Source organism: Agrobacterium tumefaciens, assembly GCF_017726655.1.
Classification (GTDB): Bacteria; Pseudomonadota; Alphaproteobacteria; order Rhizobiales; family Rhizobiaceae; genus Agrobacterium; species Agrobacterium tumefaciens_B.
Genome location: NZ_CP072308.1, coordinates 1332713 through 1358893 on the forward strand (window position 1 = coordinate 1332713; position 26181 = coordinate 1358893).

Annotated in this window: 29 protein-coding genes; 13 read left to right on the forward strand and 16 right to left on the reverse strand. The window is 60.0% G+C overall.

All coding sequences use genetic code 11. The features are described 5' to 3' along the window. Window positions 1–26 precede the first annotated feature (26 nt). Complete coding sequence (locus tag AT6N2_RS06695; RefSeq protein WP_233282488.1) at window positions 27–2327, forward strand: autotransporter domain-containing protein; 2301 nt, start codon at window positions 27–29, stop codon at window positions 2325–2327. A gap of 14 nt (window positions 2328–2341) precedes the next feature. On the opposite strand, the gene AT6N2_RS06700 is transcribed toward AT6N2_RS06695, so the two are convergent. From AT6N2_RS06700 to coxB, 12 genes are all read right to left on the reverse strand, one after another. Beyond that, window positions 2342–2650: a Dabb family protein gene (locus tag AT6N2_RS06700; protein WP_063947782.1), complete on the reverse strand. Its 309-nt coding sequence runs from the start codon at window positions 2648–2650 to the stop codon at window positions 2342–2344. 139 nt (window positions 2651–2789) lie between these two features. Beyond that, entirely contained in the window at window positions 2790–3230 is a 441-nt protein-coding gene (rnhA, locus tag AT6N2_RS06705) for a ribonuclease HI (protein WP_065115053.1), read from the reverse strand. Further along, on the reverse strand, window positions 3227–4195 hold the full coding sequence (locus AT6N2_RS06710) for a homoserine kinase (RefSeq protein WP_209089440.1): 969 nt from the start codon (window positions 4193–4195) through the stop codon (window positions 3227–3229). The genes rnhA and AT6N2_RS06710 overlap by 4 nt, the downstream gene beginning before the upstream one ends. Before the next feature lie 81 nt (window positions 4196–4276). Continuing rightward, window positions 4277–5323: a 4-hydroxy-3-methylbut-2-enyl diphosphate reductase gene (gene ispH / locus AT6N2_RS06715; protein ID WP_144575581.1), complete on the reverse strand. Its 1047-nt coding sequence runs from the start codon at window positions 5321–5323 to the stop codon at window positions 4277–4279. Between the two features lie 71 nt (window positions 5324–5394). Then, complete coding sequence (locus tag AT6N2_RS06720) at window positions 5395–6129, reverse strand: SURF1 family protein (protein WP_209089632.1); 735 nt, start codon at window positions 6127–6129, stop codon at window positions 5395–5397. Between the two features lie 10 nt (window positions 6130–6139). Beyond that, the gene (locus AT6N2_RS06725) at window positions 6140–6526 is read right to left on the reverse strand and encodes a DUF983 domain-containing protein (protein WP_144575583.1); all 387 of its coding nucleotides are present in this window, start codon (window positions 6524–6526) and stop codon (window positions 6140–6142) included. Window positions 6527–6805: 279 nt separating this feature from the next. Then, window positions 6806–7681, reverse strand: coding sequence for a cytochrome c oxidase subunit 3 (locus AT6N2_RS06730; protein WP_063947777.1), 876 nt, complete (start codon window positions 7679–7681; stop codon window positions 6806–6808). A 62-nt stretch (window positions 7682–7743) separates the two neighbouring features. After that, complete coding sequence (locus AT6N2_RS06735; protein ID WP_063947776.1) at window positions 7744–8361, reverse strand: cytochrome c oxidase assembly protein; 618 nt, start codon at window positions 8359–8361, stop codon at window positions 7744–7746. 29 nt (window positions 8362–8390) lie between these two features. After that, window positions 8391–8522 carry a hypothetical protein gene (locus AT6N2_RS24325; protein ID WP_077224630.1) on the reverse strand — a complete coding sequence of 44 codons (132 nt, stop codon included), beginning with the start codon at window positions 8520–8522 and terminating at the stop codon, window positions 8391–8393. Beyond that, window positions 8522–9475, reverse strand: coding sequence for a heme o synthase (locus AT6N2_RS06740; protein ID WP_209089442.1), 954 nt, complete (start codon window positions 9473–9475; stop codon window positions 8522–8524). Before AT6N2_RS06740 ends, AT6N2_RS24325 begins: the two co-directional genes overlap by 1 nt. Window positions 9476–9864: 389 nt before the next feature. Beyond that, window positions 9865–11565 (reverse strand): cytochrome c oxidase subunit I, encoded by a 1701-nt coding sequence (gene ctaD / locus AT6N2_RS06745; protein ID WP_063947774.1) that lies wholly within the window; start codon window positions 11563–11565, stop codon window positions 9865–9867. A 14-nt stretch (window positions 11566–11579) separates the two neighbouring features. Then, on the reverse strand, window positions 11580–12443 hold the full coding sequence (coxB, locus tag AT6N2_RS06750; RefSeq protein ID WP_063947823.1) for a cytochrome c oxidase subunit II: 864 nt from the start codon (window positions 12441–12443) through the stop codon (window positions 11580–11582). Window positions 12444–12875: 432 nt separating this feature from the next. Here coxB and AT6N2_RS06755 point away from each other — a divergent pair, with 432 nt between their 5' ends. From AT6N2_RS06755 to AT6N2_RS06770, 4 genes are all read left to right on the forward strand, one after another. Further along, on the forward strand, window positions 12876–13400 hold the full coding sequence (locus tag AT6N2_RS06755; RefSeq protein WP_003521101.1) for an invasion associated locus B family protein: 525 nt from the start codon (window positions 12876–12878) through the stop codon (window positions 13398–13400). An 82-nt stretch (window positions 13401–13482) separates the two neighbouring features. Further along, window positions 13483–14898 carry a metalloprotease TldD gene (gene tldD / locus AT6N2_RS06760; protein ID WP_209089445.1) on the forward strand — a complete coding sequence of 472 codons (1416 nt, stop codon included), beginning with the start codon at window positions 13483–13485 and terminating at the stop codon, window positions 14896–14898. 281 nt (window positions 14899–15179) lie between these two features. Then, complete coding sequence (locus tag AT6N2_RS06765; protein ID WP_063947822.1) at window positions 15180–15608, forward strand: bleomycin resistance protein; 429 nt, start codon at window positions 15180–15182, stop codon at window positions 15606–15608. A 3-nt stretch (window positions 15609–15611) separates the two neighbouring features. Then, the gene (locus AT6N2_RS06770; protein ID WP_209089448.1) at window positions 15612–16286 is read left to right on the forward strand and encodes an HAD family hydrolase; all 675 of its coding nucleotides are present in this window, start codon (window positions 15612–15614) and stop codon (window positions 16284–16286) included. Here the strand turns inward: AT6N2_RS06770 and AT6N2_RS06775 are convergent. Continuing rightward, window positions 16275–16583: a MazG nucleotide pyrophosphohydrolase domain-containing protein gene (locus AT6N2_RS06775; RefSeq protein ID WP_209089450.1), complete on the reverse strand. Its 309-nt coding sequence runs from the start codon at window positions 16581–16583 to the stop codon at window positions 16275–16277. The two genes, AT6N2_RS06770 and AT6N2_RS06775, sit on opposite strands and share 12 nt — an antisense overlap. A 154-nt stretch (window positions 16584–16737) precedes the next feature. On the opposite strand from AT6N2_RS06775, the gene AT6N2_RS06780 reads away from it, so the two are divergent. Continuing rightward, a complete protein-coding gene (locus tag AT6N2_RS06780) occupies window positions 16738–17517 on the forward strand; it encodes a sulfite exporter TauE/SafE family protein (RefSeq protein ID WP_209089633.1) in 780 nt (259 codons plus the stop codon). 29 nt (window positions 17518–17546) lie between these two features. Here AT6N2_RS06780 and pdxH read toward each other — a convergent pair whose 3' ends face one another. Then, window positions 17547–18167: a pyridoxamine 5'-phosphate oxidase gene (pdxH, locus tag AT6N2_RS06785; protein WP_063947767.1), complete on the reverse strand. Its 621-nt coding sequence runs from the start codon at window positions 18165–18167 to the stop codon at window positions 17547–17549. 56 nt (window positions 18168–18223) lie between these two features. Here pdxH and AT6N2_RS06790 point away from each other — a divergent pair, with 56 nt between their 5' ends. The 4 genes from AT6N2_RS06790 to AT6N2_RS06805 all read left to right on the forward strand — a co-directional run bounded on the left by AT6N2_RS06790 (window position 18224) and on the right by AT6N2_RS06805 (window position 21564). Further along, on the forward strand, window positions 18224–18673 hold the full coding sequence (locus AT6N2_RS06790) for an RT0821/Lpp0805 family surface protein (RefSeq protein WP_144575598.1): 450 nt from the start codon (window positions 18224–18226) through the stop codon (window positions 18671–18673). A 211-nt stretch (window positions 18674–18884) separates the two neighbouring features. Further along, window positions 18885–19985 carry a DnaJ C-terminal domain-containing protein gene (locus AT6N2_RS06795; RefSeq protein WP_209089453.1) on the forward strand — a complete coding sequence of 367 codons (1101 nt, stop codon included), beginning with the start codon at window positions 18885–18887 and terminating at the stop codon, window positions 19983–19985. A 131-nt stretch (window positions 19986–20116) separates the two neighbouring features. Then, complete coding sequence (gene fabI, locus AT6N2_RS06800; protein ID WP_063947764.1) at window positions 20117–20935, forward strand: enoyl-ACP reductase FabI; 819 nt, start codon at window positions 20117–20119, stop codon at window positions 20933–20935. Between the two features lie 35 nt (window positions 20936–20970). Continuing rightward, complete coding sequence (locus AT6N2_RS06805) at window positions 20971–21564, forward strand: histidine phosphatase family protein (protein ID WP_063947763.1); 594 nt, start codon at window positions 20971–20973, stop codon at window positions 21562–21564. Window positions 21565–21815: 251 nt separating this feature from the next. Here AT6N2_RS06805 and AT6N2_RS06810 read toward each other — a convergent pair whose 3' ends face one another. Beyond that, window positions 21816–22076, reverse strand: coding sequence for a DUF1344 domain-containing protein (locus tag AT6N2_RS06810; RefSeq protein WP_063947821.1), 261 nt, complete (start codon window positions 22074–22076; stop codon window positions 21816–21818). On the opposite strand from AT6N2_RS06810, the gene AT6N2_RS06815 reads away from it, so the two are divergent. The 3 genes from AT6N2_RS06815 (at window position 22045) to ribB (ending at window position 24724) form a co-directional block, all read left to right on the forward strand. Next, on the forward strand, window positions 22045–22434 hold the full coding sequence (locus AT6N2_RS06815; RefSeq protein WP_209089456.1) for a hypothetical protein: 390 nt from the start codon (window positions 22045–22047) through the stop codon (window positions 22432–22434). The genes AT6N2_RS06810 and AT6N2_RS06815 overlap by 32 nt on opposite strands. Window positions 22435–22512: 78 nt before the next feature. Beyond that, the gene (gene aroC / locus AT6N2_RS06820; RefSeq protein ID WP_209089458.1) at window positions 22513–23610 is read left to right on the forward strand and encodes a chorismate synthase; all 1098 of its coding nucleotides are present in this window, start codon (window positions 22513–22515) and stop codon (window positions 23608–23610) included. Window positions 23611–23623: 13 nt separating this feature from the next. Further along, the gene (gene ribB, locus AT6N2_RS06825; RefSeq protein WP_209089460.1) at window positions 23624–24724 is read left to right on the forward strand and encodes a 3,4-dihydroxy-2-butanone-4-phosphate synthase; all 1101 of its coding nucleotides are present in this window, start codon (window positions 23624–23626) and stop codon (window positions 24722–24724) included. A gap of 256 nt (window positions 24725–24980) precedes the next feature. On the opposite strand, the gene AT6N2_RS06830 is transcribed toward ribB, so the two are convergent. Beyond that, window positions 24981–26174, reverse strand: coding sequence for a winged helix-turn-helix domain-containing protein (locus AT6N2_RS06830; protein ID WP_209089634.1), 1194 nt, complete (start codon window positions 26172–26174; stop codon window positions 24981–24983). Window positions 26175–26181: the final 7 nt, after the last annotated feature.

Sequence of the window (26181 nt, forward strand, 5' to 3'; positions counted from 1 at the left end):
CGGAGAAGGCAAATCTGGACGGCTCCGTGATCGTGGGCACCTCCAACAGCGACCAGGCCTTCCGCTGGACCACGAAGACCGGAATGCGGACACTTGGCACGCTAACGGGGACCGACAAATCCTCCGCCATGGCCGTAAGTGCCGATGGGTCGATCATCGTTGGTGTATCCACAAATGCCGAAGTGCAGCGAGCGTTTCGCTGGTCAGCAGCGACTGGTGTGATGACAGCGATTGACATGCCCGACGATGTAACCTCTTCCCTTGCCAATGACGTCAGCCTCGATGGAAAAGTTGTTGTCGGGGAATACTTTACCAGCACAACCATGCACGCCTTTCGTTGGACGGCAACGGATGGCGCCATCGACATTGGGAAACTTCCCGGGTCGTCCGAAGCGCGTGCGTTGGCGACCAACAAGGACGGGACGATTATTGCAGGAGCCTCCATGTTCACGAAGCTGGTTACGTTCGAGCTGGACGACAGAATCGGCGTGTTCGAAGAATTCGATCCCGAAATTACTTACAAACGCAAACCTATCGAGCCCTCCGCCCCACTGTTCACTAAAGAATGGCACGGCTTCAGATGGAACGCTGCGACGGGATTTCTGCAACCGCTTGAGGAAACTCCGAGCGGAACTGGCTCCCTCCCCTATGCCGTGAGCGCAGACGGTTCGGTCATTGTCGGGAACTGGGAAGCCGCCATCGGTCAGCGTGGCTTCCGCTGGACGGAGACGACGGGCATGGTTTCCGTCGAGCAATGGCTGCGCAGCAACGGCGTCACCGTTCTTGCCGATTTCACCCTTACCGCCACGGGCGTCAGTGCCGATGGCAATATCATTGTAGGCCAGACGAAAAACAACACTCCCTATATTGCCCGCATCGTGCTTGCGGATACCGGGACATCCGGCCCAAGCACCACTTTGGACGACGTGGATGCGTCGGCATCCGGAGTTACGGGTAACGGCGGCAGGCAGCCACGAGGAATCGACCTTACCAACGGATCAGGCACCTCAACTCCTACTCCTACATCCTCGGGTAGTTCTGCTTCGTCAACTTCATCGTCTACGTCATCTAACTCCTCAACGTCTGCCTCGCCCTCGGGCTCCTCCAGTGCTTCGACATCTCCCGCCACTACGACATCTTCGCCAGCGCCAGCGGCTGGTGCATCTCCTGTGGCTTCCGCCCCGGCACCCTCTTCGGCAGCGCCAGCGGCTGGTGCATCTTATGCGGCTTCTGCCCCGCCACCCGCTTCGGCGCCGCCAGCGCCTGGTGAATCTCATGTGGCATCTGGCCCGCCACCCGCTTCCGCGGTGCCAGCGGCTGGTGCATCTCATGCGGCTTTTGCCCCCCCAGTCGCCTCGACCGTCACGACTGGCCAATCCGTCCTTCCCGCGCGGTCCGGCATCATCGACCTCCATCAATATGCCAGCACGTTAACGGCGAGGCCGAATGCGGGTATCGGACTTGCCATCGCCAATACCGTCATGGACGGCGCCCACGGCGCGCCGATGCGGAGCCTGCTGGAGCCGGGTCGGCAATCTTTTTCCATCGTCAGCGATATCGGCGACAATGACGGCCGCGGCGCGGCTGGTGGCTTCGGCATTGCCGATATCGGCTATGGCATAGGGCTCGAAGGTGGCGCGACGGCGCGTATCTCCTTCGGCGGCCTTTACCACCATCGCGATATCGATACCGGAGGCGACTTCACAGAAAAGGGCTTCTACATCGCTTCGGAAATCAGCCTTCCGGTCGCTGGCGCTCTCCATGCCACCATCGGTGGATATTACGCACCCGGCAGGATGTCGATCGAGCGTGGTTACCTCAATGGCGGTGCGATGAATTATTCGCGAGGCGAAACCGATCTCGATGTCTGGGCGGCGAAACTGCGCTTCGACTGGCTGGACACATTCTCAATCGGCGAATGGAACCTGACGCCCTATGCGGGGGTGACTTATGCCAAAGCCAAGATGGGCGCTTATTCGGAGACAGGTGGCGCGTTCCCAGCGCATTTTGACGCAAGCGGCGAGCAGTCCACCATCATTCGCGCCGGTCTCGATGGGGTGACCGACCTCAGCGACTCAATCCGCATCCTGGCACGAGCCGAGGCGGTCTATCGGCTCGAAAAAAAGACGGCAACGACCACGGGCGTCATTGACGGGCTCATGGGGTTTTCCTTCGCCGGACAAGACATCGACCACTTCTGGCTGCGCGGCGGCCTTGGCGCGGAATTCGATGTAGCGGGCGGCACGGCGTCGCTGAACCTCAACGTCACCAGCGAGGGCGGCGATCCCGACCTATGGGTTCGCACCGGCTGGAAAATCGCTTTCTGAGCGGCTGCTTGCGTCTAGACATTCATGTCGAACACCAGAAGCCCGGCAAGGCCACCATCGGTCAGCGACACCAAACGTTCACCCACTTCGACATGCTGGGGATGGGCGAGATAGTCGTCGCGGGCTTCCGGGCTTTCGAGTGTCACGATGAAACCATCGACAAAGCCGCCATTCAGCCCTTCGGGTGAGACATTCTGACCGTATTTCACATCGATAATGCCGGGTATGACGTCTTTGAGGGCGGCGATCGCCTCGAAAATCGCATGTTTTTCAGAAGCGGCCGTGGCGGCCTTGAAGCGTAGAAAGACACAATGCAGGATCATCCGGATTCCTCTCCTCCGTTGGGCACCACGCAAGTACCCTTGTCGACAAGATAGGTCGGGTTTCGCTTTTCACAACCCCTGGAATGGCGGCCGGATTAAGCGGCTCCATTTTCCGCGGTACAGAGAAGGCAGATTTCCGTTATCGCCGTTTAAAGGGCTCCATGCCCTTGCGCGCCAATTCGTCGGCGCGCTCGTTTTCAGGATGACCGGCATGGCCCTTCACCCAATGCAGCGTAACCTTATGGCGCTGCTGTGCGGCCTCCAGCGCCTGCCAAAGCTCGACATTCTTGACCGGCTTGTTGTCGGCGGTTTTCCAGCCCTTCTTTTTCCAGCCGAATATCCACTTGGTGATGCCGTCCTTCACATAGGCGCTATCCGTGTAAAGATCGACCTCGCAGGGGCTTTTCAGCGCATTCAGCGCTGAAATCGCGGCGAGCAATTCCATGCGGTTGTTGGTGGTTTCGGCTTCGCCGCCGGAGAGTTCCTTTTCGACCTCACCGTAACGCAACACCGCGCCCCAGCCGCCCGGGCCGGGGTTGCCCGAGCAGGCACCATCGGTGAAGATATCGACGTGCTTCATTCGCCTGCCAGCCCGTATTCGGCGACAGTGGCGATGGAACGATGGAACCGCAACTTGCGCAGATATTCCAGCGGGTCTTTCTTCACCACCAGCGCGCCTTCCGGCGTCGTCAGCCAGTCATAAAGGCGCGTCAGGAAGAAACGCAGCGCCGAACCGCGCGCCAGAAGCGGCAGCGCTTCGAGCTCCGCTTCGCCGAGCGGCCGTACCGACTGATAACCTTCCAGCAACGCCTTGCCCTTGGTGACGTTGTAAGCGCCGTCCTTTTCGAAGCACCAGGCGTTGAGGCAGATCGACACGTCATAAGCGAGCAGATCGTTGCAGGCGAAATAAAAATCGATCAGCCCGGAGAGTTCGTCGCCAAGAAAAAAGACATTGTCCTGAAACAGATCCGCATGGATCACGCCAGCCGGCAAATCCTTCGGCCAATGGGCCGCGAGATAATCGATTTCGGGGCGAATTTCGTCTTTCAGGCCCTTTTCCACCTCGTCGGCGCGGGCCTCCGCCTTGTCCCACAGCATCTTCCAGCCTTCGACGGACAGCGCATTCGGGCGCTTGATCTCAAAACCCTCACCGGCAAGATGCATGGCGGCCAGCGCCTTGCCGACTTCGCGGCAGTGTTTCGCTTCCGGTTTTCTCAGCCACATGCCTTCGAGGAAGGAAATAAGCGCGGCGGGGCGGCCCGACAACTCTCCCAGCAACGCGCCATCCTTGCGCGGCAGCGGCAAGGGGCAGGACAAGCCCTTGGCGGCCAGATGCTGCATGAGGCCGAGGAAGAAGGGCAGGTCATTTTTCTCCACCCGCTTTTCATAAAGGGTCAAGATCAGCGGATCCCTGGTGGTGTGCAGCAGAAAATTGGAGTTTTCTACACCCTCCGCAATACCCTTATACGAGGTGAGGTTGCCGACGTCATATTGCGTGAGGAAACTCCTCAGATCATCTTCGGTGATGTCAGTATAAACTGCCAATTTAAAATCTCGTCATGAAGGATGGATCGGAAATTTCGGGCGTGACGCGGGCGGACAGGACCACGTTGAGCGCCGCAGCGCCTAAAGACCGGCAGCAGCTTTCGGCGGCAGCGCGTTGCTGGCGTTGCCATTGACGAAGGCCATGTCGTCCGTCGTGAGTTCGATGGTGCGCAGCTCGCGATTGACGAGGAAATGCTCCGTTTCCTCAACCGTGACGGCAAGATCAAGCGTCGTGTCAAAACGCGCCTTGAAGGCTTCGATGATTTCATCAACGATAACCTCAGGGGCGGAAGCGCCGGCGGAAAGGCCAACGGTGCTGATATCGCCAATTTCATTCCAGTCGATTTCCGAGGCCCGCTGCACGAGAACGGAGCGCTTCGCGCCGGCGCGCAGCGCGACTTCTACCAGCCGCTTGGAATTGGAGGAATTTGGCGCGCCAACGACGATGAAGAGGTCGCAGCCGGGGGCCGCCTGCTTTACCGCATCCTGACGGTTGGTTGTCGCGTAGCAGATGCTGTCGGCGGCGGGGGCCTGAATGGCCGGGAACCGCGCCTGCAGCCTGGCGATCACGCCTGCCGTGTCGTCAACCGACAGCGTCGTCTGCGTAACGAAGCCGAGGTTCTCGCGATCGACTGGTTCGTAACGGTCGACATCCTCGACCGTTTCGATCAGCGAAACCGTGCCTTCGGGAAGCTGCCCCATGGTGCCGATGACCTCCGGGTGGCCGGCATGGCCGATCAGGATGACATGGCGCCCGAGGCGCTGATGGCGCATGGCCTGCTTGTGGACCTTGGAAACCAGCGGGCACGTGGCGTCGAGATAGAAGAGGTTACGCGCCTGCGCGTCCTCCGGCACGGATTTCGGCACCCCATGCGCAGAGAAGACAACCGGCTGCTCGCGATGCTCGGCGGGAATTTCGTGCAGTTCTTCGACGAAAACCGCGCCCTTTGCCTCCAGCCCTTCCACGACATACCGGTTATGCACGATTTCGTGGCGAACATAGACGGGTGCGCCATAGGCCTTGAGCGCCAGCACCACGATCTGGATTGCCCGGTCCACGCCCGCGCAAAAGCCGCGCGGTCCGCACAGCCTTATCGTCAAAGGGGGTTTGGAAACGGCGATGTTCATTCCAGCTCCTTGGCCAACTCCTTGGCCAGTTCCGTGGTCTTGCCCGAGAACGACCCTGCAGGGCCTGCGCGTCATTCGTCCTGCGTCTTGCCGTTCCGGAAATAGGCAAAACCGACGACGATGACAAGGGCCGCCGCCAGCCCATACCACGTTATCGCGTATTGAAGGTGATTGTTGGGCAAATCTATCAGCGTTACCCCACCCATCGGCCAGCCCCCGGGATTGGGCGTGGCATCGGCGTCGACAAACAGGTTCACCAGCCGGCCTGCCGGCACCTGCGCGCTTTCGGCCATGGCCGCCAGATCTTTCCAATAGAAGATGTTCTTGGCGATATCATTGTCCGGCAGCAGGGAGGACGGTTTCGCGATGAGCGGCGCGCGCGCCAGACCGGTCAGCGTCACCTCGCCCGCAACCTGGCCGTCCAGCCGTTTGGCCGGGTCCTTCATCTCGAAGGGCACGAAGCCGCGATTGACGAAGAGAATTCGGCCATCGGGCAGAGTGAGCGGCGTAAAGACGTAATAGCCTGTCTGGCCCTGATGGGTGGCGAAGAAATGTCGTTCGCGCGTATGATCAAACGTGCCCGATAGCCTGACCTTGCGGTATTCTATATCCCCGCCGCTTCTCGCGATTGCCTCGATCTCTTCAAGTGTCGCCGGATCTGCGCTACGCCGCTGCTCGATATCGGCCATCAGCGCTTCTTTCCAATAAAGGCGCTTCACCTGCCATGTGCCAAGCCCGATGAGAATGGCAAACGCCAGAAGCACCAGCGGCGCTGCAAACCAGACCCGCCGCTGCGCGGCCTTCATGTGGGACATGTCATTCACGATCAAGCCTGCCTTCGCTTGCATTGTTGCGGTATTGCAGCGCAATCATGATCCCTTTCAACTTGCGCAGCAGCAGCAGGGAGACGAACACCGTAAACGGCAACCACAGCAGGATATGCACCCAAACGGGGGGCGCAAAATGCTGATCGACCCAGAGCGCCAGTCCGACCACCAGAAATCCGACGATCAGCATGACGAAGACCGCCGGCCCATCCCCTGCATCGGCGAAGCCATAATCCAGCCCGCAGGCGCTACAGGCGGGTTTTATCGTCAGGAAACCATCGAAAAGACGGCCATTGCCGCATCGCGGGCAGCAGCCTTTCAGACCGACCTTGATGGGATCGACCGGGGCGAAATTTCCGTTTGATGGTTCAGACATGGAGAGACCTTCCGCGAAGTTGGCCAAAGCCCGAGGGTGACGTCGAACCTCCTGGAAGCTTGCCTCAAAACCCGGGCGCCTGTTTGTTGCTCGACGGCGCCTCGTAATTCTTCACCCCGCCGGGGAGAAGGTGGCCCGAAGGGCCGGATGAGGGGGCAACGTCGCCGAATACCTCTACCCTTGCCCCTCATCCCTGCCGCGGACTTCTCCCCGGCGGGGAGAAGAAACACGCGGCAACGACTCGCTTCAAAAGCACCCTGGTGGGCTAACCGGCGTAATTTACCCGTGGATCGGCGCGCCCCAGCCACCCCAGATATAGATGGCAAAGAACAGGAACAGCCAGACGACGTCAACGAAGTGCCAGTACCAGGCAGCGGCCTCGAAGCCGAAATGCTGCTTCGGCGTAAACCCGCCGGCAATGGCGCGGAACAGGCAGACCAGCAGGAAGACCGTGCCGACGAAGACGTGGAAACCGTGGAAACCGGTCGCCATGAAGAAGGTCGCGCCATAGATCGAATTCTTGAAGTCGAACGGCGCATGCATGTATTCGTAGATCTGCACGGCAGAGAACAGCACGCCAAGCGCCACGGTGAGTGCCAGACCGGAAATCAGGCCCTTGCGGTCGTTGTGCAGCAGGGCGTGGTGGGCCCAGGTCACGCAGGTGCCCGACAGCAGCAGGATAACGGTGTTGTAGAGCGGCAGATGCCAGGGATCGATGACCTCGATGCCCTTGGGTGGCCATTGCCCACCGGTATATTCGAGGCGGGATGCCTGAATGGCCTCATGCGGGAAGAGACTGGCGTCGAAATAGGCCCAGAACCAGGCCACGAAGAACATCACCTCGGAGGCGATGAACATGATCATGCCGTAGCGCAGATGCAGCGAGACGACCGGCGTGTGGCTGCCCTCATTGGCTTCCTTGATCGTATCCGCCCACCAGGCATACATCACGTAAAGCACGATTACGAGACCGATATAGAACAGCCATGGGTTGGCCAGTTCCGCGCCGAACAGCTTGAATGAGCCGCCCGAGAGGTAACGCATGTAGCAGACGCCGCCGAATGTCATGACGAAGGCACCGATCGAGGCCAGAAGCGGCCAGGGGCTCGGGTCTATGATGTGGTAGTCGTGGTTCTTCTGATGCGTGTCTGCCATGACGACAATCCCCTGCTATCTCTTCCCTGATCCGGCCCCCTCAAAAGACCCGGATCTCCTCATTACAATTTGCTGTCGCCAGATTCTGTCTTTACCGGCAAGGACGCAACCGGTTTTTCGGTTTTGGCCGGATAAAACGTATAGGACAGCGTTAAAGTGTGGACGCTCTTGGTTTCGCGCGCCGTGGCGATGTCAGGATCGACAAAGAAAACCACCGGCATTTCCAGCGTCTCGCCCGGCTGCAGCGTCGTTTCGGTGAAGCAAAAACATTCCACCTTGTTGAAATAGGCGCCGGCTTCCATCGGCGTCACGTTGAAAACCGCCGTCCCCGTTGTCGCGACTGGCGAACGGTTCGTTGCCTTGAAAGTGACCTGCACGGTTTCGCCGATCTTCGGCGTGACCTTCTTGTCGACGGGGCGGAAATCCCAGTTCAGGCCGTTCGAGGTGTTGGCGTCGAAGGTGACGTTGATGGTCTTGTCGAGGATGACGTCGGAATATTGCTCGACGCGCTGGGTCGTGCCGTTATAGCCGGTGACTCGGCAGAACAGGCTGTAGAGCGGCACGGCGGCATAGGCCATGCCGATCATGGCGCAGAAAAACACGAGACACAGCACGAGAATGGAGCGATTGCTCACCTTCTGCCTGCCGGTCGCTGCCGCCTGCGTTTCCATATTTGCCATCTCCTCCTCCTCTCCCCGTAATCAGCGCGTCAATGCGAGCCGATCTTGATGATGGTGATGATGTAGAACAGCACCACCAGGCCGGCCAACAGGAGGCCGAGCGCGATGTTGCGCCCGCGTCTCGATTTTTTCTGAGCCGCGCTCAGTTCCACCGTTTCCATCACAGGACTCCCGACATGACGGCCTCAAGAGCCGGCGCGAAGTGATCGGCCAGCAGGCCAGAGAAAATCGCGAAGAGATAAAAAACCGAATAGGCAAACATCTTCTTGGCCGGCAGCATTTTCTCGTCACCGTCAGGCATGCGCCGGACAATGAGCGAACAGTAGACGAAGATTGCGCTCAGCACGGCGGCGAAGATGCCGTAACCGGCGCTCGCAAGGCCGGTGAAATAAGGTGCGACGGCGGCAGCGGCGGTGAGCACCGCATAAACGATCATCTGGTTTTTGGTCGAACGCTCGCCGGCGACATTCGGCATCATCGGAATGCCGACCGAGCCGTAATCGCGCATCTTGAAGAGCGCCAGCGCCCAGAAATGGGCCGGTGTCCACAGGAAGATGACGAGGAACAGAATGATGCTATCAAGCGAAACGCCGCCCGTGACGCAGGCCCAGCCGAGGATGGGCGGAAAAGCGCCGGCAGCGCCGCCGATGACGATATTCTGTGGCGTCGAGCGCTTCAGCCACATTGTATAAACGACGGCATAAAAGAAAATGGTGAACGCAAGCAGGCCGGCCGAGAACCAGTTGACCGCAAGACCGAGAATGACCACCGAAAAAGCGGACAGCGTCAGCCCGAAGGCGAGCGCCTCGCGCGGCGCGATGCGGCCCGAGGGAATCGGCCGTCTAGCGGTGCGGCTCATCACCGCGTCGATATCGGCATCGTACCACATGTTGAGCGCGCCGGATGCACCGGCGCCAACGGCGATGCAGAGAACGGCGATGACGCCCAAAATCGGATTGATGTGACCAGGCGCCAGCACGAGGCCGGCAAAGGCCGTGAAGACGACGAGCGACATGACGCGCGGCTTCAGCAATTCGAAATAATCGCGTGCGCCGGCTTCCGAAAGTCCGGAGCTTTGTGCGCCCAGTATGTCGCGATCGTCGATAACGGTCATGTCCTGTCCTGTTTCCTTCAGATGCCGCCAGAAACGACATCCCTTGCACCGGCCCGAAAAACGAATGGGATTTCCGGCATGCGCGATGCTTCAATTCATGGGTCCCGAACCTGCCCGCAGGACCGGTACCGGGGAAAACCGATACCAGCATGTGCCAGCCATTCGCCGCACCCTGCCGCCATTCGTCTGCGCTTGCATTTCATAAAGGCCAGATTTGGCTTTTATCACGTCCGGAGCATGTATCACGTCGGACTGTTGGCATCGCTTGGACAAAATGTCACGCGGCAGGAGCCCTGCCCGTTCGGCAAACGGCACGGATCAAACCGCGCCGTCCCTCTCTGTCAGCAGCCGGACTGCGCAAGCCAAGCCTGCGCCTTCCGGCCCGCGCATCAGCGAATGCGCGGCAGCTGTTCCCACTGGTGATAAGGCGGCGGCGAAGACAGCTGCCATTCGAGCGTCGTCGCACCCTCACCCCATGGATTGTTACCGGCGATCCGCTTCTTGGCGAAGGCTTCCCAGACGCCGAAGAGGAAGATGCCGACGGCAACCGCCGAGATATAGGAACCGTAGGACGAAACCATGTTCCAGCCGGCGTAGGCATCGGGATAATCGATGTAGCGGCGCGGCATGCCGGCGAGACCGAGGAAGTGCTGCGGGAAGAAGATCAGGTTCACGCCGACGAACATGACCCAGAAATGCAGCTTGCCGATGAACTCGCTGTACATATAGCCGGTGATCTTCGGGAACCAGTAATACCAGCCGGCGAAGATCGCGAACACGGCGCCGAGCGACAGAACATAATGGAAGTGAGCCACAACGTAGTAGGTATCATGCAGCGAACGGTCGAGACCGGCATTGGCGAGCTGCACGCCGGTGACGCCACCCACCGTGAACAGGAAGATGAAGCCGATTGCCCAGACCATCGGTGTCGAGAAGGTCAGAGAGCCGCCCCACATCGTCGCGATCCACGAGAAAATCTTGATGCCTGTCGGCACCGCGATGACCATGGTTGCGAAGACGAAATAACGCTGCGCTTCGAGCGACAGGCCGACCGTATACATGTGGTGCGCCCAGACGATGAAGCCGACGGCGCCGATGGCGACCATGGCGTAAGCCATGCCGAGGTAACCGAAGACCGGCTTTTTCGAGAAGGTGGACACGATGTGGCTGATGATGCCGAAACCGGGCAGGATCAGGATGTACACTTCCGGGTGACCGAAGAACCAGAACAGGTGCTGATAAAGGATCGGATCACCGCCGCCTTCCGGCGAGAAGAATGCCGTACCGAAGTTGCGGTCGGTCAGAAGCATGGTGATGCCACCCGCCAGAACCGGCAGCGAAAGCAGCAGCAGGAATGCGGTGACCAGAACCGACCAGGCAAAGAGCGGCATCTTGTGCAGCGTCATGCCCGGTGCGCGCATGTTCAGGATCGTGGTGATGAAGTTGATCGCACCGAGGATCGAGGATGCGCCGGCGACGTGCAGCGAGAAGATCGCAAGATCCACCGCCGGTCCGGGCATGCCGCTTGTAGACAGCGGCGGATACATGGTCCAGCCGCCACCCACGCCATAAGCGCCCGCCGGGCCTTCCACGAAGAGCGAAAGCAGCAGCAGGATAAAAGCGGGGACGATCAGCCAGAAGGAGATGTTGTTGAGGCGCGGGAAAGCCATGTCTGGCGCGCCGATCATGATCGGGATCATCCAGTTGGCAAAGCCGCCGATCATGGCCGGCATGACCATGAAGAAGATCATGATCAGCGCATGCGCCGTGGTGAACACGTTGAACATGTGCTTGCCGCCGTCGATGGCAGCGTCGCCCTCGAAGCCATAGACCATGGATGCCAGACCGTGGAAGATTTGGATGCCCGGCTCCTGCAGCTCCATGCGCATGACGACCGACAGGCCGCCACCGATGATGCCCGCCATGATGGCGAAGATCAGGTAGAGCGTGCCGATGTCCTTATGGTTGGTGGACAGGAACCAGCGGGCGAAGAAGCCCGGCGTGTGGGAATGATGCGCGTCATGCGAATGATCGTCATGAGCGGGATGACCATGCGAGTGATGATCGTCGTGTGCGGAAGGTCCAGCCATTGTCGTCACTCCAGTCAGTTGGTTTCGTTGGCGGCAACGTCGACCGTGCGCGGAGCGCCATCGACGGAGGCCATCAGCGCCCGGTTTGCCGCATTCAGGTCGGAAGCGGCGGCGGCGTGCCAGGCAGTGTATTGCTGTTCGGAAACCACCCGAATGGCGATCGGCATGAAGGCGTGGTCCTTGCCGCAAAGCTCGGAACACTGGCCATAATAAAGGCCTTCCTTCTCCGGCTTGAACCAGGTTTCGTTAAGGCGGCCCGGCACGGCATCGATCTTGACGCCGAAAGCGGGCATGGCGAAGGCGTGAATGACGTCCGTCGGAGCTGCCGTTACCAGAAGGCGAACGGTCTTGCCGACGGGAACGACCATTTCATTATCGACAGCGAGAAGACGCGGATAGCGGGCCTTGTCTTCCTTGCCCGCAGCGGCGCGGTCCTGGTCCTTCAGCAGATAGCTGTCGAAGGAGAGCGGCTCGGCGCCTTCGGCTGCGGCATATTCATAACTCCACAGCCATTGCGTGGCGGTCGCCTTCAGCGTCAGGTCTGGGTTTTCCGGTTGCGTCAGCTGTGCGTTCAGAAGATTGAACGAGGGGAAAGCGAGAAACAGAAGAATGAGAACCGGCGCCAGCGTCCAGACAACCTCGATCGCCGTGTTATGGCTGGTCTTGGACGCCACCGGATTTTTCGCGGCGCGGAATTTCAAGGCGACGATGATGAGCAGCGCAAGAACGAAAAGCGTAACCGGAACAATGAACCAAAGCGTATATTGTTCGAACCAGCGTATTTCGTGCATGATCGGCGTGGCTGCCTCCTGCATGCCCATTTGCCAATGCACCGGCTGATCGGCGTGGGCGCCGACAGCCGTGAGCAGACAGGTCATCCCCGCCAATGCTGCGTAAATCCTATTCCTCACGGTACCCTCTCCCTCACGCGCCTGATCCAGATCAATCACAGGCGCAGAATCCATGCTAATGGTAATAACTTCAAACCACAGTTTGCCCTCTGCCGCAATATGCGTCGGGACACGGAAGCGCCCCAATTTTGCCATTGAGCATTCCGCAGGCGACTTTCCCGCACCCTTTATGGGAGCTGCTCCGCCAGGCACGATTTCTAACGGCTCAGATGCGACAAAGCCGCGCTCGCCAGCCGGTTTGATCGCCGGATAGAGAATGACGAACCGGGAAAATCGCGGGCCCGCCCGGGCCGACAGGTCCTATTTCCGCCCAACTCGGCTGGAATTGAAGGCTCCAGGCTTTTTTTTCCGGATTATGGCGTCAAAATAGCCGCACTGATTCGAATCCCAGAGGTATCCATGCGTCTTTCCCCGCTCGCGCGCACTTTTCTTGCCGCCGCCGGTCTTGCCATCATCGCCCCCGCTGCAGCGGCGCTGGCGCAACAGCAGCCGCCCGGCACGCCAAAGTCGACGCATGGTGCGTGGTCCGTCATCTGCGACAAGCCGGCCGGCGCCTCTGAAGAGCAATGTGCGCTGATGCAGAATGTCATTGCCGACGACCGCCCGGAAGTGGGACTTTCGGTTGTCGTTCTGAAGACGGCCGATCGCAAGTCGCGCATCCTGCGCATCCTCGCGCCGCTCGGCGTGCTGTTGAAGGATGGCATGGAGCTCTATATCGACAATAATAACATCGGCCGCGCCTATTTCACCCGCTGCTTCTCCGAAGGCTGTTATGTGGAAGTCGATATTGACGACGAATTGCTGAAGGTTTTGCGCGCCGGCAAGAACGCGGTTTTCGCGCTGCGCGAAGCCGTGGATCAGGACCGCGTCGGCATTCCGATCGAGCTTTCCGGTTTTGCCGAAGGTTACGACGCGCTTCCTTGAGGCATCGCCGTTAAGGGGCAGCCTTGCGTCTGACCGCTCCAGTGCCTAAATCGGTCATGAACGATCATGACTGGAGCCTGAGATGACCGACGACCTTGTAAAACTCTTCGATTGCGATGAAACGCAATTGCGCAAGCTCGTTGGAGAGGCGCTTGCGGGCGCCGATGATGGCGAGTTGTTCATCGAACATGCGCAGGCGGAGTCGCTCACCTTCGACAATGGCCGTCTCAAGGGCGGCTCCTTTAACACCGACCAGGGTTTTGGCCTTCGCGCCGTCGCTGGCGAGACCGTCGGTTATGCCCATGCCGGCGAGCTTTCGCAAAGCGCGCTGAAACGTGCTTCCGACGCGGTGGGTGCTGTTACCAAAGGATATTCCGGCTCCTATGCCGCCGCACCGCAACGCACCAATAAAAAGCTTTATGGCGACGAAAACCCGATCGGCAGCCCCAGCTTCGAGGAGAAGGTGAAGCTCCTCACCGATATCGATGCCTATCTGCGTGACAAGGATCCGAATGTCCGGCAGGTGACGGCGACGATTTCCGCCAGCTGGCAGGTGGTGGATATTCTGCGCGCCGATGGCCATCGTGTCAGTGACGTCAGGCCGATGACCCGTATCAACATTTCCGTGGTCGCGGGCGAAGGCGACCGGCAGGAAAGCGGCTCCTACGGGATCGGCGGCCGGGTCGGTTTCGGCGATTTCATTACCACGGAAAACTGGCAGCGCGGTGCTGATGAAGCGCTGCGGCAGGCGCTCGTCAACCTCACGGCCATCGATGCGCCAGCGGGCACCATGGATGTCGTGCTGGGTTCCGGCTGGCCGGGTGTGATGCTGCATGAGGCCGTGGGTCACGGTCTGGAGGGCGATTTCAACCGCAAGAAGACATCCGCATTCGCTGGTCTGATGGGCGAGATGGTCGCCGCACCCGGTGTCACTGTCGTCGACGACGGCACGATCGACAGCCGGCGTGGTTCGCTTACCATCGACGACGAAGGCACGCCTTCAGGATATAATGTCTTGATCGAGAACGGCAGACTCGTCGGCTACATGCAGGACCGGCAGAACGCCCGGCTGATGGGTGCGAGGCCCACCGGCAACGGCCGCCGCCAGGGTTATGCCTATGTGCCGATGCCGCGCATGACCAATACCTACATGCTTTCCGGGGACAAAACGCCAGAAGAGATCATCACATCCGTCAAAAAGGGCATCTACGCCGTCTCCTTTGGTGGCGGTCAGGTGGATATTACCTCGGGCAAATTCGTGTTCGGCTGCACCGAGGCCTATCTCATCGAGAACGGCAAGATCGGTGCGCCGGTGAAGGGCGCGATGCTGATCGGCAACGGCCCGGATGCGATGAAGCGCGTATCGATGATCGGCAATGACTCCAAGCTCGATACCGGTATCGGCAATTGTGGCAAGGCCGGGCAATGGGTGCCGGTTGGCGTCGGCCAGCCGCACCTGCGCATGGACCAGATCACTGTGGGCGGCACGAAGGCGTAGGCCGTGGCTTTCGGGTGATTGCACTCGGTTGTCTCAATAGCGCGGACAAAACGACGTGGCACCCTATCCCCGGTCCCTCATTCCGGCCTTGAGCCGGAATGACGGCAGAAAGAGTTGCAGCCACACTGAGCCTGCCGGTGCCTTGCCAGCCCATGACCCCACACATGGCTGCCATGATGCTGTTTTTTCTGGCGCGCTGGCGCGAACGCGATAATATCAAGACTTATGGCGGGCCCCTCCTCCCATCCGGGGCCTGCGTGGCGAAGGAGACAACGACCATCATACGAAATGCCCTCGTTCCTGAACTTGCCGTCAGCGACTGGCAGAAGAGCCGCGCTTTTTATTGCGACCTGATTGGCTTCCATGTGGTTTACGAGCGCCCCGAAGAGGGCTTCACCTATCTGGCGCTGGGCGACGCAGAGCTGATGATTGACCAGATCGGTGCGACCCGGACCTTTGTGGCGGGCAATGCCTCGCTCGATGCGCCGTTGGGCCGCGGCATGAACCTGCAGATCGCCGTTCCCTCCCTGCAGCCCATTCTATTCCGGCTGGAGCGGTCTGCCATCGATCTCGTTATGCCGCTTGAGGAAAAGTGGTACAGGCGCGGCACGGTCGAAGTGGGGAACCGGCAATTCATCGTCGCCGATCCCGACGGGTATCTGATCCGCCCCTTCGAGAGCCTCGGCGAACGCCCCTTCCGGTTCGGTTGAGCCATGTTGCCCTTTCTGCCGCGGGCGGTGGTGTTCGACATGGACGGATTGTTGATCGAGAGCGAGAGGCTTTATCGCGATTCATTTCTGGCGGCCTCGGATGAAGGCGGCCATGGCATGGAGGTGGAGACCTATCAGAAGGTCTGCGGCAGCCCGTGGGATGTCATCACCGGCACCATCTTTGCCGATTATGGCGCGGATTTTCCCATCGACAATTTTCGAGACGCCTGGCTCCGGCATCTTGGCGTGATGATGGCTGATGGCGTGGCGTTGAAGCCTGGCGTCGTCGAAATCCTCGATCTGCTCGACCGGCTCAATATACGGCGCGCCATCGCCACCTCATCGCGGCACGATTCGGTGACGCGCCATCTTGGGCCCCACGATCTTCTCGGACGTTTCGACACCATTGTCGCGCGCGGCGACTATACGGAGCCGAAACCGGCGCCCATGCCCTATCTGACGGCGGCGCGACGACTGTCCCTCGATCCCGGGCGCTGTCTTGCCTTGGAGGATTCCTACTCGGGTGTACGCTCGGCGACATCGGCGGGCATGATGACCATCATGGTGCCTGACGTTGCACCGCCGACGGAGGAAATGCGGGAGAAATGCGTGGCCGTCGCCAGCGACCTTAACGCCGTGGCGGCCATGTTGGAAAAGCTGGAGCCTTCAGGGTTTTGACGGCGTAAAGCACCACTTACGCTTGATCGCTCCTTCAATATCGAGACCGTTATAATGGGCCAGTAACAGCACATGGCCGAGGAGATCGGCGGTTTCGTCGGCCAGATCCCGCTTCGTCTCCTCTTTGCTCCTACCCTTAACGCGCGCCCTTCCTGTCAGCCGGTTCCAGGCCTGCGTGACCTCGCCAACCTCTTCCTGGAGCTTCAGCATGTACCAGTCCGGATCGCGGAATATCCCGTTTTCAGCGGCATATTTTTGCGACGCCTCTTCAAACCGACGCATCATGTCAGCAAACATTTGTTCATCCTTTGTTCACTCGCTAAAACTCTAATCATGATTCTCTGACGGCGTCGACCCGTCAGGGCGTCATGCAGCCATGAACAGAAATTTCCGGGACATGCGCATGCAAGCGCGATAGAGAAAAGATATTCAAACAATCATGCCGTCACCCATGTCCCATCTCGACTTCCTGTCGTCATTCGTCGCCGCACACAGCCCGGTGCTGCTCGCCACGTTTGCCGGCGCAGCCTTTCTTGCCGGCCTTGCCCGCGGCTTTTCCGGCTTCGGCGCGGCGCTCATATTCATCCCGCTTGCGAGCGCCATCGTCGGGCCACGTGTGGCTTCGGCGGTTCTGCTGGTGGTGGACGCCGTGCTAACTGTGGGTATGATACCGCCCGCCTTCCGCATGGCGGACAGGCGAGACGTCTTCACCATGGCGACCGGCGCCCTTGTCGGCGTGCCCGTCGGCACGATGTTGCTCGCCAAGGGTGATCCCTTGACGCTGCGCTGGCTCATTTCAGGCGTCGTCGTGGTGCTGCTCGTGTTCCTGCTGTCCGGCTGGCGTTACAGCGGCCGGCCGAAGACGCCGCTCACCCTTCTCACCGGACTCGTGGCTGGCCTGTTTTCAGGCGCCGCGCAGCTGGGTGGCCCGCCCGTCGTCGCCTATTGGCTGGGCGGCGCGCTGAAGGGCGCTTTCGTGCGCGCCAATGTCATTCTTTATTTTGCGATATCGACGATATTTTCCCTGGCCAGCTATTTTTTGGGCGGCCTGTTCAGCTTCGATGTCTTCGTGTTTTTCCTGCTGGCGTTGCCCTTTTACGGTGCGGGCCTTTACGCAGGGTCGCGATTACATGGGTTTGCCGATGAGGCATCCTTCAGGCGCATCTGCTACGGGCTGATCGCCATGTCTGCCTGCATCGGCCTGCCCTTGTTCGATTCGCTGCTGAAATAGGCGGGCCACGACGACCCGCCGACTTGCCTTTACGGGTACATGCGGACCTTCGACCAGGCACCGTCAGGCGTCTCGCGGCGGAATTCGATACGGTCATGCAGGCGGAACTTGCGATCATGCCAGAATTCGATGCTCACGGGGCGAATGCGGAAACCGGACCAGTGGGATGGGCGCGGAATATCGCCGATCGCATATTTGGCGGTATATTCGGCCACCGCCTTTTCCAGCGCGAAACGACCCTCCAGCGGCCGCGACTGCTTGGAGGCCCAGGCGCCGATGCGGCTGCCGCGCGGGCGGGAGGCATAATAGGCATCCGCCTCCGCGTCGCTCACGATCTCCACCTCGCCCCGCAGGCGCACCTGTCGCCGCAGGCTCTTCCAGTGGAAACACATGGCCGCTTTTTTCTGGCCGAGGATCTCCCGTCCCTTCTGGCTTTCGAAATTCGTGTAGAACACGAAGCCGCGGTCATCGACGCCTTTTAGCAGCACCATGCGCACGTTCGGCAGGCCATTTTCGTCCACGGTGGCGAGTGCCACTGCGTTCGGATCATTGATTTCGGAAGCCGTCGCGTCCTTCAGCCACTCGGCAAAAAGGGTGAAAGGTTCATTTTCTTCCGTGAAGTCACTGGATGTTAACCCCGTTTCCGACATATTGACTAAAATGCTCCCGAGCTGATTTGGACCCCAGAGATGATCTCTGGTGAAAGATGGTGACCGTCATAGCAAAGTCGAACAGTCGAACAAAGAGCCTCCTTTCGTCGGTAGCGGAAGTTTCCGCCGTCGTGTCGATGCTTGTGGTGCTGAGCGGATGTGTCAGCCTCGATCTTTTCGGCGGCGACAAGGTCGACCGCTCGCTTTCCACGGCCTCCGTGCCCAACCAGCAGAATGGCAGCGCCCAGACCGACGACGTAACCATTCGCAATGCGGTCACATCGGCCGATCTCGCCAAGCTTGCAGATCAGCCGCTGCCCTGGGCGAACGCCGCCACCGGCAGCGCAGGCGTCGTCACCGCCATTCGCGAAGATAAATCAAGCGGTTTCGTCTGCCGTCAATTCAAGACCACGCGTCACTCCTTCGAGGGTGTGGCAGCCTATTCCGGGCAGGCCTGCCTGTCGGAAACCGGCGAATGGTTGATGACCCGCTTCGAGCAGAAATAATCTGTTTACCCTCCCGCAGGGAATAAAGCCGGCCCGCGCGCGGCCCGCATCCTCCGTAAAGGAGTGATTAGCAACTTATTGCAACAGTCGACGTTGATTAAACCGAGGGCGCGCAGGCGAATGAACGCAGGCACCCCTTATCGGAGAGGTTCGTTTCAGGATTGCGCCATGAAGGGCGGCAGCGCCTGAGCCAACGTAGCTGGTGCTTCGCATGCGCGATCCATATTCTATCCTCGGCGTAAAACGTGACGCCCGCCACGACGAGATCAAGGCCGCCTGGCGCACGAAGGCGAAAACCGTTCACCCGGACGCCAATCGCGACGATCCCGATGCGTCGGCGCGCTTTGCCGAGATCGGTCAGGCCTACGACCTTCTGAAAGACCCGAAAAAGCGCGATCTCTACGATCAGGCCCGCAAGGCAGCGGAAAAGAAAAAGGCCGGCGAAACCATCATGCAGCAGCGGGAAGCCGCGCGCGAGGCTGCCGAACGTGCCAAGGCCGCCGAAAAGCTGATGGAGGAACTGGCCCGCGCGGACGCCCGCAACCGGGCGCAGACCGGCCACAAAGCCGATAGCAAACCGGAAAGCGCCGAAGACATCGTCGAGCGCATCTTCGGCGCAGACGCCCAGAATGATCCCAAGGTGCAGCAGGCAGCGGAAGCCGCAAAGGCGGCCGCGAGCGCTGCGAAAGGCGATATGCCCGCAGCCACAGCCACTGGCGATGACAAGACTGCGCCCGCCTCGCTCGCTGCCAATCTTTTCAGCGCGCTGGTGCGGCGGTTCCGTGCGCCGCAGCCGGCTCCGGAAAAAGTGCCTGACATCACCGCAGAAGCCATCGTTACGGTTGCAGATCTGCTCGAGAAGAAGTGGATTACCGTTTCTCTTGCCGACGAGCGGGACGTCCGGTTCCAGCTCGAGCCCGGGATGACCGATGGCCATGTTGTGCGGCTGAAGGGACAGGGGCTGAAGCTCCCCAACATTGCGCGCGGCGATCTTGCAGTCACGTTGCTTGCCGCGCGCGACGATGTGTTTTCGCTGCGTGGCTTCGATATTCACACGACGCTTGCCATTTCGCTCAGCGATGCGGTTCTGGGGTGCGACGCGAAGGTCGTGACGCCGCTCGGCGAAGAAACCATCACCATTCCGGCCTGGTCAGGCTCGGACCGCGCCCTCCGGCTTGCTGGCAAGGGCCTTGCCGACGGCAAGGGTGGCTCGGGCGATCTCGTCATCGAATTGCGCATCGTCCTGCACGAGAAACCGGATGAAAAGGTAACCGACCTGATGCGCCACATGCGCGAAGGCCTTTATTTGTGAAAGTTTTGCGAATAGCCGGGACAACGCACCCTTTGTTACGCTCCCTAACAGTTGATGATCTTTGGCAATCTTGAACAGGATTGCAGCCTATGCCATAGGCAGGATCAATCGAAAGTATCAGGGAGCATAAAATGGCTCAGGCATCCGGCCTTATGGCTGGCAAACGCGGCCTCATCATGGGTGTCGCCAACAACCGCTCAATCGCTTGGGGCATTGCCAAGGCATGTGCGGACGCTGGCGCGGAACTCGCACTCACCTGGCAGGGCGATGCGCTCAAGAAGCGCGTCGAGCCGCTGGCACAGGAACTCGGCGCCTTCATGGCCGGCCATTGCGATGTGACCGATCTCGAGACGATTGATGCGGTTTTTGCCGCGCTGGAAAAGCATTGGGGCAAGATCGACTTCGTCGTGCACGCGATTGCTTTTTCCGACAAGGACGAGCTGACCGGCCGTTACCTCGATACCAGCCGCGACAACTTCAACCGCACCATGGACATCTCCGTCTTCTCGCTGGCCGCCGTTGCCAAGCGGGCGGAGCCCGTCATGAATGACGGTGGCTCGATCGTGACGCTCACCTATTACGGCGCCGAAAAGGTCATGCCGAACTACAACGTCATGGGCGTGGCCAAGGCTGCACTCGAGGCGAGCGTGCGTTACCTCGCGGTCGACCTCGGCAATCGCGGCATTCGCGTCAACGCCGTTTCCGCCGGCCCGATCAAGACGCTGGCCGCTTCCGGCATCGGCGATTTCCGTTACATTCTGAAGTGGAACGAATATAATGCGCCGCTGAAGCGTACAGTCTCCATCGAAGAAGTCGGCAAGTCGGCGCTTTATCTGCTGTCCGACCTTTCGACCGGCGTGACCGGCGAAATCCACCATGTCGATTCGGGTTATCACACGATCGGCATGAAGGCGGTGGACGCGCCTGATATTTCGGTGGTCAAGGACTGACCATTTCGGGAACGGCTTGAAACAGGGGTATCGCCTTGCTCGTCTATGTGATCCGGCACGGACAAACGGACTGGAATGCGATACGCCGGCTTCAGGGTCAGAAAGACATTCCGCTCAATGATTTCGGCCGCCAGCAGGCGGTCGGCAACGGCCTCATCCTTTCCCGCCTTCTCGGCGAGACGGCAAAAGACTTCGACTACGTGGCAAGCCCGCTCGGGCGCACGCGCGAGACAATGGAGTTGATGCGCGGCGCGATGGGCCTCGATCCCACGGGATACCGCACCGATGATCGCCTGATCGAGGTTTCCTTTGGCGACTGGGAGGGGCAGACCCTGCCCGAGCTCAAGAAGGAATTCCCGGACCGCGTAAAGGCGCGCAAGGCCAACAAGTGGGACTTCATCCCCCCTGGCCAGGATGCCGAAAGCTACGAAATCCTCTCCTGGCGCATCGGCGCATGGCTCTCCTCCGTGGACAGGCAGACAATCTGCGTCTGCCACGGCGGCGTCATCCGCTCGATCTTCCGGCTGGTATCCGGCATGGACAAGGACGAGGCATCGAGAACGCAAATTCCGCAGGACCGGATTTTGAAGGTCGAGATCGACAGGAATAGTGCGGAGTGGATTTTGTGAGAGATCACGGGGCATAACCCTCTGCATCGTCCTACTCGAGCAGCCCGTATATTTGGCGCAAAGGCCGCCGCTTATTTCTTCTCCCCGCCGGGGAGACGGTGGCCCGAAGGGTCGGATGAGGGGGCAACGATAGCTATAGTCCGCACCCTCGCACCCTCATCCCGCTGCCGCGACCTTCTCCCCGGCGGGGAGAAGAAACAAGAGGCATCCGCTCATTTCACAACGAAGGTTTTGGCGTGAGGGGCTGGTGCTTACTCAACAACCTGCAGATCGTCGACCACGCGCTTGCCATCCACTTCCGTGTAGAAAACCACGACCTTCACGCCCGCTTTCAGCCCTTCGAAATTGAATTCTTCCGGCACGCGGTAGGTCTTGCCGTCGCTCAGCGTAATGCTGAGGCCATTCGCATCGATCTTGCTGATCGTGCCTTCCACGTCCACGCTCTGGGCGAAGCTGTTGATCGGCATCAGGAGGTTGGCGGTGGCCAGAAGGGCGGCAATCATCATACGCATCGATCTAGCTTTCGTGGATTTGCGTGAAAACTTTACATGCATGAAGAATTGCCTTTCGAATGTGGCGGAAATTGCCCGCAACCATGACATTTTCAGCCCAATTGATGAACGGATTTCAAATCCTGTTCAAGCCGTTAGTGATTTCTACACCGCATTTTCCGGCAATGCTGGAAAACCATTGATTGCGGTGGAAAACAGCCGCGGCTTTACAAAATCGTCATTTCCGGAACCCGCAGACGAGCTCGAATCAAGCTGCATGTCTTCCCGTCAGGGCTGTCGCATCTCGCCTCTGGTGAAGTCGTGGCCCGCGCCGTGCCTTGTTATCCAGCGGGCTATGAAAGAAAGGCTTTTGTCTTGACCGGATTTTCCACTAAGACAAATCCGCTTGTTTCAAACGGCGCCGTCCACAGGTGCCCCGCTTTCCGGTTTGAGAATTATGTCGCATAACAGTTTCGGTCATCTTTTTCGCGTTACCACCTGGGGAGAAAGCCACGGGCCGGCGCTCGGCTGTGTGCTGGATGGATGCCCGCCCGGCCTCCGCTTCACCCTTTCCGAGGTGCAGCACTGGATGGACAAGCGCAAACCGGGGCAAAGCCGTTTCGTGACCCAGCGCCGCGAGGATGACATCGTCAAGGTGCTTTCCGGCGTGATGCTGGATGGGGACGGCGACACGATGATCACGACAGGCACGCCGATTTCGATGCTGATCGAAAATACCGACCAGCGCTCCAAGGATTATGGCGAGATCGCCAAGCGCTTCCGCCCCGGCCATGCGGATTTCACCTATGACCTGAAATACGGCATTCGCGATTATCGTGGCGGCGGCCGCTCGTCGGCGCGTGAAACGGCAGCGCGTGTCGCTGCGGGCGCAATTGCCCGCAAGGTGGTGCCCAGTCTCAATGTGCGCGGCGCGCTGGTGCAGATCGGCAAGCACAAAATCAACCGCGAAAACTGGGATTGGGATCAGGTCGACCAGAACCCGTTCTTCTGCCCGGACCCCGAAATGGTGCCGGTCTGGGAAGAATACCTCGACAGCATCCGCAAGGCCGGCTCCTCCATCGGCGCCGTGGTCGAAGTGGTCGCGGAAGGCGTTCCCGCCGGCATCGGCGCGCCAATCTATGCCAAGCTCGACCAGGATATCGCCTCCAACCTGATGTCGATTAACGCCGTCAAGGGCGTGGAGATCGGCGAGGGCTTTGCCTCTGCCGAGCTTTCCGGCGAAGAAAATGCCGACGAGATGCGCATGGGCAATGACGGCAAGCCGATCTTTCTGTCCAACCATGCGGGCGGCATCCTGGGCGGGATTGCGACCGGCGAACCTGTTATCGCCCGCTTCGCCATCAAGCCCACATCCTCTATCCTGACGGAGCGCCTGTCGATCGATACCGACGGCAATAATGTCGATGTTCGCACCAAGGGTCGCCACGACCCCTGCGTTGGCATCCGGGCCGTTCCGATCGGTGAAGCGATGATCGCCTGCACCGTTGCCGACCATTACCTGAGGGACCGCGGCCAGACCGGCCGACTGAAATAAAGGGGGGACCACCATGGCCTATGATCAGAAACGCGTCGTCGACGCCATCCGCGCTTTCGAAGCCGGCGAAATCGTCGTCGTGACCGATGATGACGACCGCGAGAACGAAGGCGACCTGATCATTTCAGCGGTTCACTGCACGCCCGAGAAAATGGCGCTGATCGTGCGTCACACGTCAGGCATCGTTTGCGCCCCCATGCCGCGCGAGGAGGCCAAGCGGCTGAACCTCAACGCCATGGTGGCGGAAAATGACAGCGCCCATACCACAGCCTTCACCGTCAGCGTCGATTTCAAGCATGGCACGACGACAGGCATTTCCGCCGATGACCGCACGCTGACCGTTCGCAATCTTGCGAACCCCAATGTCGGCGCTTCCGATTTCACCCGTCCCGGCCATATTTTCCCGCTGATTTCCCGCGAGGGCGGCGTGCTGATGCGCTCCGGCCATACCGAAGCAGCGGTCGATCTCTGCCGGCTCGCAGGCCTTCCGCCCATCGGCGTCATCAGCGAACTGGTGAATGACGACGGTACGGTGATGCGTGGCCCTCAGGTTTTGGATTTCGCCGAAAAACACGGCATGAAACACGTGTCGGTCGCCGATCTCATCGCTTATCGCCAGCGCAAGGAAACGCTGGTGGAGATGGAATCCTCCTTCACCATCGAAACGCCCTTCGGGCCGGCCAAGGCGCAGACCTATTCCCTGCCCTGGGACCCGATGCAGCATATGGCTGTTATTTTCGGTGACATCAGGGATGGCGTCGACATTCCCGTTCGCCTTCACCCGGAAAACGTCGCCGACGACGTGTTCGGCGATCGCCAGCCGGTGCGGCATTACATGCAAAAAATAGCCGAGGAAGGCCGCGGCGTCATCGTTTACCTGCGTGAAGGCTCCGTTGGCGTTGGCCAGGTCGCCGGACGGCGCAAGGCACGCGACCCCGATGAAGCGCACGCCCAGGCCCGTTCGCGCGAGAATGAGTGGCTTGAAATCGGCCTTGGCGCGCAAATCCTGAAAGATCTCGGTATCAGCTCCATCAAACTGATGACAACGCGTGAGCGCCACTATGTCGGGCTGGAAGGTTTCGGCATCCAGATTTCGGCGACGGATATAGGGTGAGCTTTGGGTTTTTGCCTAGTCCCATCGCGTAATCGTGAGGCGAGCGGGTGCGGCATTCTCCCCGCAGGCGAGAAGTCCGCGGCAGCGGGATAAGGGTGCAAGCTCTCGCTTCATCTCTGGCGTTGCCCCCTCACCCGACCCTTCGGGCCACCTTCTCCCCGCCGGGGAGAAGAAATATGCCGCAACGCCGCTGCTCCTCAAGAGCGAGGGTAAGGTGTCCGGACGCGCGCCTCTCACAATATCCTGGGCGACCGACCTACTCCTCCCGCCACCCCTCCAGATAATTCACGCGCTCCACGCCAGTAAACTTTGCCAGCCGCGATAGTTCCGCGTCGAGCTTTTCCAGCCGTCCGGCGGAAGCGCGCACGCCGGGCTCGAGCCACAGGCGACGCACATCCAGCGTGCTGCCTTTTCGCTCCGCCTTCATGTCGATGCGGCCGATCAGACGGTCGCCTTCCAGAAGCGGGAAAACATAATAGCCATATTGCCGTTTCGGCTCCGGCACGAAGACCTCGATCCGGTAATAAAAGCCAAAGAGCCGTTCGGTGCGGTTGCGGTCGCGCAGCAGCGGATCGAATGGGCTCAGGACACGGATGCGGGACGATGGTTCGGGCACGTCCGTCAGGTCAGCGGTGAAATCGGCAAAAGCGTAGGACGGGCGGGCCGTTTCGCCGTCAACGGACAGAAGCGAGACCTCGCAGAGTTCGTCGCGATGGCTTTTGACCCAGTCCCTCGCCTCCTGCGGCGTCACAAGATCGAAAAACGCGGCGATTTCGCCGTGGGTGGCGAACCCCAGCCGTTTCAGTGCCTCGCGGCAGGCCCAGTCGATGAATTGGTCGTGCGCCACTTCGGTTTCGTGATGTTCGCCCGGAATGACGCGTTCGGCCAGGTCATAGACCTTCTGGAAGTTCACACGGCCTGATATTGCGAGCTTGCCAGTGTGCCAGAGATATTCGAGTGCGGTCTTGGAGGGATGCCAGTTCCACCAGCCGCCGGACTGGTGCCCCTCCTCCTTCAGTTCACGCGCCAAAACCGGACCGGTGGCGGCGATTCGCTCCAGCGTTTCGCCGAAAGCCGCATCGAAGCCCTCGCCGTGCCATTTGCGCCAGCGCTCCTGAATGATCGGTTCGCGGCGGCGGAAGCGGTGTTTCCAATAGGGGTAAAATTGCGTCGGCACAATGGAGGCGTCATGCGTCCAGTGTTCGAAAAGCGCCCGGTCCTTTTCCAGCAGCGCCGTCAGATGGCCGCGCCTGTAGGTCTGGTTGCGGGAGAAGATGATCTGGTGGTGGGCGCGCTCCACCGTGCCGATGCTGTCCACCTGTACGAAACCCAGATCGGTGATGAGCTGCAGCAGCCCTTCTTTGGAAAGCGCCTTGCCGGGCGGTGAGGAAAGCCCCTGCCGCGCCAGAAAAATCCGCCTTGCCACCTCGTTCGAAACCTTGACCATCATACGACCG